The organism is Streptococcus oralis (genome assembly GCF_021497885.1).
GTDB classification, from domain to species: Bacteria; Bacillota; Bacilli; order Lactobacillales; family Streptococcaceae; genus Streptococcus; species Streptococcus oralis_BQ.
This window is the reverse complement of the sequence record NZ_CP046523.1, coordinates 647,828-659,762: the sequence shown is the minus strand read 5'-3', so window position 1 is coordinate 659,762 and position 11,935 is coordinate 647,828. Positions and strand designations below refer to the sequence as shown.

Genomic DNA, 11,935 nt, shown 5'->3' with positions numbered 1-11,935 from the left:
CTAGGGATTTTAATTTATGGAAATTTATGTGTCAGCTAACCCAGACACTTAACAAAGAGCCAGCATTCCTTTTATTTATAAATCTATTTTGTTAAGACCGTTTAAATTTTGCTCGTAGGCGGTCTGCTTGAGGTTTCCCAATAACCTTATCCAATAGGTGAGTGCCAAGACTCATTAAACAATAGAGTCCTCCCCCGAGACCTCCGATGAGGGCTACATAAAGGAAACTCCAGAAGCGTCCCGTTGGTTGGAAGAAAAATCCTAAAATCCACTGTAGGAAACCAACCAGAATAAACATGACCAGTGTCAAAATGGTAATTAAGATAGTTCGCTTCAAGATTATCTTTCGACGAGCACCCGTTACTTGGCAGATGTCTCGGTACATCAAGACATTTGGAATGATAAGTCCGATAGTCGTAGAAATCAAGGGACCGTAACTGTGGAAAATGGCAATAGCTGGTAACTGCAAGACTAACTTGGCAAGGGAACCATAGACAAAGTAAAGAACTGCCTTGCGATTGCGGAACATGGCCTGAAGCATAGGAGACAAAACCATATACAAGCCTAGGATAGTAGACTGCAAAACCGCAAAGACAAACAAGCCCATGGCCAGACTATCTGGCTTCCCGTAAAAGACTGTATAGAGAGGCTCCCCTACCATGACGACCCCAACTGTTGCTGGTAAAAGAAACATAAAGAGCATGGTTAGACTATCTTGAACCAGGCGAGCAGCGGCTCTCAAATCACCTTTAACATAATTTTCCGTCAAAAGTGGCAAACCGACACTTCCAATCGAGACACCGACAGAAATCAAAATCATAGTAATTTTATTAGGATTGGCAGAGAAATAAGAAAACATGACAACCAAGTCTTCATTGCTGTAGTTGGTAAACCACTTCATACTATTGATAAAGGTCATCTGGTCTAAAATCTGGAAGAGCTGGATGGCTGATCCTGTCAGGATAAAGGGAATGGCTTCCTTGATGGTATCAACCAGGAGTCGCTTACTATTGATCTTATCCCGTGTTTCAAAGACTCTTTTGAGCAAACCTTCTTGGGCAAGGAAATAAATCAAGACTGCAAAACTTGCCACCATCCCCACAAAGGCCGCAAAAGTCGATTGGGTAACGGCTGATAAGTAGTCTCCAGAACCCATCTTCATAATGAAGAAGGTCGCCAACAACATCCAGATAACACGGATCACCTGCTCTGCGATTTGGCTCATAGCATAGGGTTTCAGGTTATTCATCCCTTGGAAGAAGCCTCGGATAACACTCATAGATGGGAAAATCAAAACTGCCCAAGCCAAGCTCTGCATGATGGGAATCAGGTCTTTCCCCACACCTGATAAGTCTGCTAACCAGGGAGAAAAGAGATACAAGACCAAGGCAAAGACTAGACCCAAGCCCGTCATAAAGCTTAGGAAACTCCGAATCAAGGCAAAGCTATGCTCTTCTTCTCGCATGGTATTGTACTTAGCCACTTGTTTGGCGACCGCAACAGGTATACCCGCTGTCGAAATCAGCAAGAACCAGGCGTAAATATTGTAGCCCATGGTAAAGAGTCCATTTGCCTTGGCAGCATAAGTCCCCATCCAGATATACCAGGGAATAATATAGATAGCCCCAAGGAGGCGACTAATAAAGTTACTAGCTGTTAGCCAAGCAGTCCCTCGCAACATCTGGGCTTGCTGGTGATTGTTTTCGTTAGACATAGCTTCCTCATTCAATTTTGATAACTAGGAAAAGTTCCCTATCTTCCATTATAAACTTTTCCTTGTTACTTGTAAAATTCAGACTTGAAGTTTATAATAGAAAGTATGATTAAGATTGAAACCGCATTAGATATTTTAAAGAAAGATGGCCTTTTTCGCGAGATTATTGATCAAGGACATTACCACTACAACTACAGTGAAGTTGTTTTTGATAGCATCAGTTATGACAGCAGAAAAGTAAAAGAAGGTACTCTTTTTTTTGCAAAAGGCGCTGCCTTTAAAAAAGAATTCCTCCTATCCGCTATAAGTCAAGGCTTAGCTTGGTATGCCGCAGAAAAGGACTACGAAGTCGGTATTCCTGTTATTGTCGTGAGCGATATTAAGAAAGCCATGAGTTTGATTGCTATGGAGTTTTATGGTAATCCACAAGAGAAACTCAAAATTATCGCCTTCACTGGAACCAAGGGTAAGACAACAGCAGCCTATTTTGCCTATAACATCTTGGCTCAACACCATCGCCCAGCTATGCTGTCTACCATGAATACAACCTTAGATGGTAAGACCTTCTTTAAATCTGCCCTCACAACTCCTGAAAGCATTGATCTCTTTGATATGATGGCTCAGGCTGTTAAGAATGGTCGAACCCATCTTGTAATGGAAGTCTCTAGCCAAGCCTATCTTGTTCATCGAGTCTATGGCCTGACCTTTGATGTAGGTGTCTTTCTTAACATCACTCCTGACCATATCGGTCCGATTGAGCATCCTAGCTTTGAAGACTACTTCTATCACAAACGTCTCTTGATGAAAAATAGCCGAGCAGTTGTCATTAATAGCGACATGGACCACTTTTCTGTATTGAAAGAACAAGTGGAACATCAAGAACATGACTTCTATGGTAGCCAGTCAAGCAACCAAATCGAGAACTCCAAAGCATTTAGCTTTTCAGCTACAGGTAAACTCGCTGGTGATTATGATATTCAACTCATCGGCCACTTCAATCAAGAAAATGCAGTTGCTGCAGGACTTGCCTGTCTTCGTCTAGGTGCCAGTCTAGAGGACATCAAAAAAGGGATCGCTGCAACCCGCGTTCCTGGACGTATGGAAGTTCTCACTCAGAAAAATGGAGCCAAGGTCTTCATCGACTATGCCCACAATGGTGACAGTCTGAAAAAACTGATTTCTGTTGTTGAAACCCATCAAACTGGAAAAATCGCTCTGGTTCTCGGTTCGACTGGAAACAAGGGCGAAAGCCGTCGCAAAGACTTTGGTCTCCTCCTCAATCAACATCCTGAGATTCAAGTCTTTCTCACAGCGGATGACCCCAACTATGAAGATCCAATGGCCATTGCTGAAGAAATCAGCAGCTATATCAGTCATCCTGTTGAAAAGATTGCCGATCGTGAACAAGCCATCAAGGCAGCGATGGCCATCACAAATCAAGAACTCGATGCCGTGATTATTGCAGGCAAGGGAGCTGACTGCTACCAGATCGTCCAAGGAAAGAAAGAAGACTATCCTGGAGACGCAGCTATCGCTGAACGTTATCTATAAAAAAATCAAGGGAAACATTCCCTTGATTTTTTTAGTCTTCTTTCTTAAATGAATTTTTAAGACCTTCAACGGCACCTTCTACAGCACCTTTAGCATCTTCAACAACTTCTTTTGCTTTTGCAACTGTTTTTTCTACAGCACCTTCTGCTTCTGTCTTGCTATCGCCAGTAACTTTACCAAATCCTTCTTTGATAGCACCAGTTGCTTGATCCAATTTATTTTCAAGTGACATAGTTCTGTCTCCTTTGCTTTTAATACGATAAACGTTATCGCTTACATTTAGTTTATGCTTATTCTTTAGTAAAGTCAAACAATCTGCTCAAAATGAAGCAATTAAGGTAAATAGAAAGATAATCTCTCCTTGTCGAAATCAACAGCCAACTCATACTTCCCTTCTTCGTTTTGCACAATATAGCCTAGGACGACCAAACTATCCACAAAGATATCACAGCGTTTCTGCATCAGTTGATCTTTTTTGAGGAATTTTAACAAAAAAGTCGTCATATATTTGAGGGCATACTCAGGGTTAACATCTCCTAAAATATCATAGAGTTTCTGCTGTTTTTCTGTCAAAGGATATTGGTGCTTGACCTTGTAGAAATAGTTGGACAAGGTCATCTTTTCTCTTGCAAAGTCCGTACGTTCGACTAAAATGGCAGCATTGGTTTGATTGCGCAATTCTGTCTCAAAACTCTGCTTCAGCAAAGCATGATAAACTGGACTGTCCTCTCTGACAAAAATTTCTTGGTCAAGGGCCAGACTGTCTATTGATTCTAGAAAAGGGAGATTGAGGTAATAGCGTTTGTTTTCCCTTCGGATCAAACCTGCCTTTATATACTCTTCCATGAGTTTATCAACTGCCGCACCTGGAAACTGAGCTTTGATTTCTCGTAGAATCACATCGTCATGCTGGTCCAGATAGTCCACCAAATCTATAAAAAATGGCTGTCGAGTCAAACGAGATGGATTAAAAATCTGAATCATGAAGATTCCTTTCTTTACATTCTAATAGAGGGGATGTTGCTAGTTGACTAGGATTGGTCCCTGGTTGATTCAGGGGCACAGGAAGTTCGAGTTTCCTGTAATAGTCCCTCCAAAAATCACTAATCTCCTGCTCCCCATCCCCAAATTTCATGGGAATAGTTCCAAAAATCGGTAGGATTTCAGCGATGTACTGGGAGCAGTAAAAGCCATTCCCATCTGGATAAAACGAGCTATTATAAGGAGCACCGAGATGCTGGCAAGCCTTCTCCTTTACCAAGTCAACTTCCAGCTCTGGATAGACATAAAGATCGTAGAGATGAGTTGGTTCAAAAAAATCAGCTGGTTCTTGACAGATAACACCTGCCTGCCCACTAGCATGGAAAATCAAACCGTCCAAAAAGATGGCTACATGACTATAGTTCCCCGTAGAAGCCTGGATAGCCTGCCCCATATCTGAAAGGTCCTTCACAAAAATCAAATCACCATTTTCTAACATCTTTCTCTCCTAGAAAAAAAGGAGCCGAAACCCCTTTAGCTATAAGGAAACGTTAGTTTCCTTGTTTAAGTTATCACTCAGGCTATTACCCATTAAAACTTTCAGTCAACTGAGGCACCACTTGTTTCTTACGTGAAACAGCACTTGGAAGGAAAGCGTGATTGTTTTCAAGTTTGAAGTTGAAAGCTGCTTCTACCTTGTCCATGTTTGATCCAAGAGCCAAAATTTCTGAGTTTGAGTTGACGATGTCTGTAATCATCAAAACAAAGTCAGAGTAGCCGTTTGCTGCATTAGCTGCTTGCATTGCTGCTTCGATTTCTGCTTGGCGTTCCAAGACTTCAGCAATATCAACTGTATTGACTTGGGCAACACGAACCTTATTTCCATTGAGTTCAAAGGTCTTAGCATCGATGTCAATCAATTCTTCAGCAGATTTGCTTGCCAAGTTTGTACCAGCTTTCAGCATAGCAAGACCGTACTCTTCCAAGTTGACACCAGCTAATTCAGCCAATTCAGGCGCAATGACTTTATCGGTTGGGTGAGTTGTTGGTGATTTCAAAAGAAGAGTATCTGAAATCAAACCTGAAAGCATCAATCCTGCGATTTCTTTAGGAACTGCCACACCATGTTCTTTGAACATGCGGTAAACGATAGATGAAGCTGATCCAACTGGTTCCAAGCGCATGTAAAGTGGGCTTGCAGTTTCAAAGTTAGCCACACGGTGGTGGTCTACAACACCGTAAACTTCTACTTCAGCGATATCTGACACTGATTGTTGGAATTCATTGTGGTCAGTCAAGATGACTTGCTCTGCACCTTCTGCTTTAGCAGATGTGATGACGCGTGGTGCTTCTACACCAAAATAGTTCAAAACAAAAGCTGTTTCTTCATTAGGAGTTCCAAGTGCTACTGCTTCTGTGTCCAATCCATAAGCCTCTTTTGCAAGATAGGCAAAGGCTACAGATGACCCGATGGCATCTGAGTCTGGATTTTGGTGACCAAATACTAGAATCTTAGACATGATAATACCTCTTTAAATTTATTCATCTTATTTTAGCACTTTTTTCCTCTTTTGACAAAAGTAAGAGGAGCCAAAGGACTCCTCATTAGACATCAATATCGTTAACTAGATTTTTTTCTTGATTTTCGGATAAAAATCGTTCTTTCTGTGGACGTTTCTTTCGTTTGAGGAGAGCTTCGGCAGACATGCCTTCTTCCTTACTGGCAAAACCCTCTACATAGATGAGTTTGACTGGCAAGCGAGCTCGGGTATACTTGGCTCCCTTACCACTATTATGAACGGCAAGGCGCCTCTTCACATCCGTTGTATAGCCCGTATAGTAAGAACCGTCGCGACACTCCACCACATACATATAGGCTTTATGATCCATAGTAAATCTCTTGAATTTCTGGTGTATAGGAACCATCATCATTATGAACAATGAGTGGTGGCAAGATCTTGAAGCCACTCGTTGAGCCGTCCTTAATAGCCTCAATCAAAAGCATATTGGCTTCCTTCTCCCGTTTCGGATAGACAAATTGCAGACGCTTGGGTGCCAAATTGTGGCGTTGAAGCATGTCTAAGATATCCAAGAGCCGATCTGGACGATGGACCATGGCCAAACGGCCATTAGACTTGAGAATACTCTGAGCACTTCGGCAGATCTCTTCTAGATTAGTCGTAATTTCGTGTCTGGCCAGAAGGTAGTGTTCACTCTCGTTCAGATTGGAATGCGGATCCACCTTAAAATAAGGCGGATTACACAAGATCATATCCACCTTACTTCCCTGAATGTGGGCAGGCATATTTTTCAAATCATCACAGATGACCTGCATCTGCTCTTCCAAGCCATTCAACTGAACCGAACGCTCTGCCATATCCGCCAAGCGCTCCTGAATCTCTACAGATATTATCCGAGCCTGAGTACGTGAACTTGCAAAAAGTCCCACTGCACCATTTCCAGCACAAAAGTCCACAATTAAACCCCGTTTAGGGAAGCGAGGAAAGCGTGACAAAAGAACACTATCCACCGAATAGCTAAACACCTCTCTATTTTGAATGATCTTGATATCTGTCGAAAAGAGCTGGTTGATTCGCTCTCCTGGTTTTAATAATTGTTCTTCTTTCATACTTTTATTATAACAAATTATGTTAATATTACAAATGGTTTAGATAATCGTATTTATGGCTTCTTCTTTAAATGCTCTAATGCCTCACGCGTCCAAACAGGCATCATTCGTCCAAGTGGTGCAAAACCGTGCTTGATCCGATCATTTGAAAAACGTCTCCGTCTTGGCAATTGATGTTTTTCCTCTTCCAAGGTACGGATAGAAAGACTGGCCTTCCCAGTGTATTCGTCAAAATCCACCACCTGAACTTGGACTTCATCGCCAATTTTTAAAATGTCATAAATATTTTCAATAAATCCCGTCCGAATCTCCGAGATGTGAATCAGCCCTGTCACCCCTGTCTCTAACTCGACAAAGGCACCATAGGGCTGAATTCCTGTAATACGCCCAGTTAGCTTATCACCAATTTTCATTCTAGTCCTCAATTTCAATCGTTTCAATTACTACATCTTCAACTGGTTTGTCCATTGCGCCAGTCTCAACAGCTGCAATGGCATCCAAGACCGCAAACGATTCTGCGTCTACCAATTGCCCGAAAACAGTATGGCGGCGGTCAAGGTGAGGAGTTCCACCTTGTTCTGCATAAATCTCAGCAATTGGTTCAGGCCAACCACCACGCGAAATCTCTTTCTTAGAGTACGGCAAATGTTGGTTTTGCACGATAAAGAACTGGCTACCATTGGTATTTGGACCCGCATTGGCCATAGAAAGGGCGCCACGGATATTATAAAGTTCTTCAGAAAATTCATCTTCAAAAGCTTGTCCATAAATTGACTCACCACCCATACCAGTACCAGTTGGGTCTCCACCTTGGATCATAAAGTCCTTGATAATGCGATGGAAAATCACACCATCATAGTAACCGTCTTTTGACAGAGCAACAAAGTTAGCCACTGTTTTGGGAGCCTGTTCAGGGAAGAGCTTGATACGCAAGTCTCCGTGATTTGTCTTAATGGTCGCAAGAGGACCTTCTACTGTTTCAATTTCTACTTGTGGGAAATGCAATTCTTTTTCTACCATACCAAATCCTTCTAAGGCATCAAAAATGCCATCTTCTTCTACTGTTTTTGTAATATAATCTGCTTTTTCTTTGATCTTTTCGTGGGAAACACCCATAGCAATACTGATTCCAGCATAATCAAAGAGTTCCAAGTCATTGAGACCATCCCCAAAGACCATGACATTCTCTGGTTTCAAGCCTAAGTGCTCCACCACCTTGGCTACGCCTGTGGCTTTTGAACCTGAAATAGGCACGATATCTGATGAATGTTCATGCCAACGCACCATGCGAAGTTTACCTGAGAGACTATCTGGTAGGTGCAAATCATCCCCTTTATCCTCAAAGGTCCACATCTGGTATATTTCTGCTTTTTCATGAAAGTCAGGATCCACACCCAGGTTCGGATAAATCGGATCAATCACCTCACTGATCAGTTCTGTTCGCGTAGAGAGTTTAGCGTCATGACTACCAACCAGGCCGTATTCAATTCCCTCTTCCTTCGTCCAAGAGATATACTCCTCAACATCTGACTTCTCAATCTGATGTTGATAAATGACCTGGCCTTTTTTATCTTCGATATAGGCCCCATTCAGGGTTACAAAAAAGTCCGGTTTGAGCTCACGAATCTCTGGAACAACACCGAAAATACCACGCCCAGAGGCAATTCCTGTTAAAATTCCTTTTTCACGCAACTGTTTAAAGACAGTGGGAATTGTAGCTGGAATAAAACCTGTCTTTGACGTACGCAATGTATCATCAATATCAAAAAAGATGATTTTAATCTTCTTTGCCTTGTATTTTAATTTCGCATCCATCTCTCTACCTCTTTCAATCTAACTCTTTCCATTATACCATAAAGTAGAGAAATCCCATATCTCCAAAAAATTTGCTACCTCTTATTCTAATTCCTTGGATAAGTACAAAACCAAATCATCATTATTTTGAATAGTGGCATTCATTTCCAACGGTTGGTTTCGATACCAAACTCCCGTTCCATCTGGAATATAACCTCGTTTGATGTACAATCTCTGGGCAGGTCCATACCCTGAATGGAGCCCAACACCAAGAGTCACCTTATCCGATATGAGCTTAACTCGTTTTTCTGCTTCTTCCAGCAAGAGATTTCCAATACCTTGATTTTGAAAGGGCTCAAAGACATTGAAATCTGAAAGTTCTGGAGACATTCCAGCAAAGGGACCATGCTTGGCAATTGGTAAAATAGTGATGTACCCCGCTACTACACCCTCAAAATTAGCAACTAAAGCTTCCCTCTCTCCACTCTCCTGTTCCTTAAAGTATAGAGTTAAAATTTCCTCTCTACTTGGCCAACCTTGGCTGATAAATCCTTGAGATAGATCTTTAATGTCAGATTCTTGCATTTTTCTAATTGAACATGTCGTCTTCATAAGATGCTCCTTTAAAGCTTTCTCCTACCATTATAACACGATAATAAAAATTAAAAGAAAAAACCTAGTAAGGCAAAAGAATCTTACTAGATCAAAAGAGAGCCCTTTCTAATAGAGTCCTGTAAAGTCTGAAAAAGAGATTCATAGGACCTGATAAAAAGGCCCGTATGAAGCTGAAAAAGAGGTCCGGGGGACCTGAAAAAAAGACCCACCCGGGTCTTTTTTTTAATCTTCGTTTACGAAAGGCATCAAAGCCATTACGCGAGCGCGTTTGATAGCTGTTGTTACTTTACGTTGGTTTTTAGCTGAAGTTCCTGTTACACGACGTGGAAGGATTTTCCCACGTTCTGAAACGAAACGGCTAAGAAGCTCAGTATCTTTGTAATCAACATATTCAATTTTATTTGCTGCGATGTAATCAACTTTTTTACGGCGTTTGAATCCGCCACGACGTTGTTGAGCCATGTTTTTTCTCCTTTATAGTTTTAATTGTCCATTAGAATGGTAAATCATCATCTGAAATATCCAACGGATTGGTTGCTCCAAATGGATTTTCATCACGTGAAAAGTCAGGTACTGATTGTGTAGGTGCTGTATAACTAGCAGTTGGTGCAGAATAAGCTCCACCTGTATGTCCTTCACGCACGCTACGGCTTTCCAACATTTGGAAATTATCAGCCACGACTTCTGTTACGTAGACACGTTGTCCTTGCTGGTTATCGTAACTACGAGTCTGGATACGACCTGTGATCCCGATAAGAGAGCCTTTTTTAGCCCAGTTAGCAAGATTTTCAGCCTGTTGGCGCCACATAACGACATTGATGAAATCAGCCTCACGTTCGCCATTTTGACTCTTGAATGTACGGTTTACTGCAAGAGTAAAAGTCGCAACTGCTACATTTGATGGGGTATAACGCAACTCAGCGTCACGTGTCATACGCCCTACAAGTACAACATTGTTAATCATAGTTTACCTTCTTACGCGTCAAGTTTGACGATCATGTGACGAAGAATGTCAGCGTTGATTTTTGAAAGACGGTCAAACTCTTTAAGAGCTGCGTCATCGTTTGCTTCAACGTTAACGATGTGGTAAAGTCCTTCACGGAAATCTTGGATTTCGTATGCAAGACGACGTTTTTCCCATGATTTTGATTCAACAACAGTTGCACCGTTGTCAGTCAAGATAGAGTCAAAACGTGCTACCAAAGCGTTTTTCGCTTCTTCTTCAATGTTTGGACGAATGATATAAAGAATTTCGTATTTAGCCATTGATATGTTCCTCCTTTTGGTCTAATGACCCCTAGTCTTTGCAAGGGGTAAGTGAGGTTTGCTCACAATTAACTATTATACTAGAAAAGCTAGTAGATGGCAAGAGAAAAAAGATAAAAGTGAAAAATAACTCTATTTCTTAGAAATAACATTCTCTTTTAGTTCCAAAAATCCGGCCATCTCTTTCAAAATGAAAAATAGCAAAAAGCTGGCTAGTACTAAAATGAACCCTAAGTAAAGAAAGGCTACTACAAATCCTAGATAGTCAATCAACCATCCCGTCAGAGGAAAAATGACGATCATACTCAGGCTGAACATCATAGAGTAGACACTTAGCATGGTTGCCCGTACCTCACTTGGGAGTCGCTTTTGTAAATCGTTGTCAAAAATTGGTTGAAAGAGAGCATATAAGGCGTTACTGATCAAATAAACTAAAATATAAATCAGTGGTGTACCAAAGTAGGACAGCAAATAAGTTCCTCCCGTCAAGAGCACAAGAATTGGAAAAAGCTTTAAGGCTGAATACCTCTTTCCAATCTTACTTGCTAGATAAACTGCCCAGATATTCAAAGCACTGCCCATCAGCATGACCATCGAAATCTGCCATCCTTCTAGGTCAGGCAGTTGATTTTGATAGTAAAAATAAAACATACACATCAGTGTTCCGATGATTTGGGACAGAATCATCCAACCAAAAAGACTGGGATTTCTCTGCAACTCCTCTTTGACAGTCCAGATTATTTTTTTCATCGTCAAGCGCTCAGATTTTTGTGCTTTAACACTAGGCTCTTTTAGCATCCAAGTTAGGAAAAGAACGATTATAGAAGTAGCAATCATGACATAGTAGGTCGAGTGCAACTGATCATGGACAAAAAATCCTGCTAAAACGGTTCCCAAAGACCGAGTTCCTTCTGCTACTCCTGACATAAAACTTGAGATGGACAAGTAGCGCTCTTTTAATCCAGCTTCCACGGCCGAATCATAAACCATGGCTGCACTCGTCCCCGAATCGAAATTATAAGACAAGGCACTCACCACCATAGCAAGTGCATAAATCCAAAAATTACCTTGTCCTAGTAACATGAGAATAGACGACGCAATCCCAGCTATTCGACTTAAATACAGATTGGTTTTATAGGAATAGCGGTCAGCTAACATTCCAGAGGGAATTTCACAGATGACACTAGTGGCATGAAAAATACTTTCCAATAAGCCAATCTGCCAAAGCGACATCCCGTTTTGACTGAGAAATAGAATCCAAAAGCTGGTAATGCCCAAAAAGGCAAAAAATTCCACACCAGCCATGAGACCGATATTCTTCCGGTAATTTCGTTTAAACATAGTTTCTCCTTTAACAAGTGTATTTGTATCTTTGTGTTTGTCAC

General features: G+C 41.4%; 15 protein-coding genes. 1 reads left to right on the top strand and 14 read right to left on the bottom strand.

Going from position 1 to position 11,935, the window contains the following annotated elements:
* Window positions 1-91 precede the first annotated feature (91 nt).
* The gene (locus GOM48_RS03285) at window positions 92-1,714 is read right to left on the bottom strand and encodes a polysaccharide biosynthesis protein (protein ID WP_084948889.1); all 1,623 of its coding nucleotides are present in this window, start codon (window positions 1,712-1,714) and stop codon (window positions 92-94) included.
* A 105-nt stretch (window positions 1,715-1,819) separates the two neighbouring features.
* Between GOM48_RS03285 and GOM48_RS03280 the strand changes: the two genes are divergently transcribed.
* A complete protein-coding gene (locus GOM48_RS03280) occupies window positions 1,820-3,265 on the top strand; it encodes a UDP-N-acetylmuramoyl-L-alanyl-D-glutamate--L-lysine ligase (RefSeq protein WP_235098355.1) in 1,446 nt (481 codons plus the stop codon).
* 31 nt (window positions 3,266-3,296) lie between these two features.
* Here GOM48_RS03280 and GOM48_RS03275 read toward each other — a convergent pair whose 3' ends face one another.
* The 13 genes from GOM48_RS03275 to GOM48_RS03215 all read right to left on the bottom strand — a co-directional run bounded on the left by GOM48_RS03275 (window position 3,297) and on the right by GOM48_RS03215 (window position 11,891).
* Window positions 3,297-3,497, bottom strand: coding sequence for a CsbD family protein (locus tag GOM48_RS03275; RefSeq protein WP_000051178.1), 201 nt, complete (start codon window positions 3,495-3,497; stop codon window positions 3,297-3,299).
* Between the two features lie 101 nt (window positions 3,498-3,598).
* A complete protein-coding gene (locus GOM48_RS03270; protein WP_125457522.1) occupies window positions 3,599-4,249 on the bottom strand; it encodes a DUF1803 domain-containing protein in 651 nt (216 codons plus the stop codon).
* On the bottom strand, window positions 4,233-4,745 hold the full coding sequence (locus GOM48_RS03265; protein ID WP_235098353.1) for a YiiX/YebB-like N1pC/P60 family cysteine hydrolase: 513 nt from the start codon (window positions 4,743-4,745) through the stop codon (window positions 4,233-4,235). Before GOM48_RS03265 ends, GOM48_RS03270 begins: the two co-directional genes overlap by 17 nt.
* A gap of 85 nt (window positions 4,746-4,830) precedes the next feature.
* Window positions 4,831-5,766, bottom strand: a complete 936-nt coding sequence (locus GOM48_RS03260) for a manganese-dependent inorganic pyrophosphatase (RefSeq protein ID WP_235098352.1) — start codon at window positions 5,764-5,766, stop codon at window positions 4,831-4,833.
* An 85-nt stretch (window positions 5,767-5,851) separates the two neighbouring features.
* Window positions 5,852-6,136 (bottom strand): GIY-YIG nuclease family protein, encoded by a 285-nt coding sequence (locus tag GOM48_RS03255; protein WP_235098350.1) that lies wholly within the window; start codon window positions 6,134-6,136, stop codon window positions 5,852-5,854.
* Window positions 6,126-6,875: a tRNA1(Val) (adenine(37)-N6)-methyltransferase gene (locus GOM48_RS03250; protein WP_235098348.1), complete on the bottom strand. Its 750-nt coding sequence runs from the start codon at window positions 6,873-6,875 to the stop codon at window positions 6,126-6,128. Before GOM48_RS03250 ends, GOM48_RS03255 begins: the two co-directional genes overlap by 11 nt.
* A gap of 53 nt (window positions 6,876-6,928) precedes the next feature.
* Entirely contained in the window at window positions 6,929-7,288 is a 360-nt protein-coding gene (locus GOM48_RS03245) for a S1 RNA-binding domain-containing protein (protein ID WP_000689619.1), read from the bottom strand.
* A 1-nt stretch (window position 7,289) separates the two neighbouring features.
* A complete protein-coding gene (locus tag GOM48_RS03240; protein ID WP_235098346.1) occupies window positions 7,290-8,690 on the bottom strand; it encodes a bifunctional Cof-type HAD-IIB family hydrolase/peptidylprolyl isomerase in 1,401 nt (466 codons plus the stop codon).
* 81 nt (window positions 8,691-8,771) lie between these two features.
* Complete coding sequence (locus GOM48_RS03235) at window positions 8,772-9,281, bottom strand: GNAT family N-acetyltransferase (RefSeq protein ID WP_084948899.1); 510 nt, start codon at window positions 9,279-9,281, stop codon at window positions 8,772-8,774.
* A 225-nt stretch (window positions 9,282-9,506) separates the two neighbouring features.
* Window positions 9,507-9,746 (bottom strand): 30S ribosomal protein S18, encoded by a 240-nt coding sequence (gene rpsR / locus GOM48_RS03230; RefSeq protein WP_000068664.1) that lies wholly within the window; start codon window positions 9,744-9,746, stop codon window positions 9,507-9,509.
* Between the two features lie 31 nt (window positions 9,747-9,777).
* Entirely contained in the window at window positions 9,778-10,248 is a 471-nt protein-coding gene (gene ssbA, locus GOM48_RS03225; RefSeq protein ID WP_000609594.1) for a single-stranded DNA-binding protein SsbA, read from the bottom strand.
* A gap of 11 nt (window positions 10,249-10,259) precedes the next feature.
* The gene (gene rpsF / locus GOM48_RS03220) at window positions 10,260-10,550 is read right to left on the bottom strand and encodes a 30S ribosomal protein S6 (RefSeq protein ID WP_001151782.1); all 291 of its coding nucleotides are present in this window, start codon (window positions 10,548-10,550) and stop codon (window positions 10,260-10,262) included.
* A gap of 132 nt (window positions 10,551-10,682) precedes the next feature.
* Complete coding sequence (locus tag GOM48_RS03215) at window positions 10,683-11,891, bottom strand: MFS transporter (protein ID WP_084926080.1); 1,209 nt, start codon at window positions 11,889-11,891, stop codon at window positions 10,683-10,685.
* Between the last annotated feature and the right edge of the window lie 44 nt (window positions 11,892-11,935).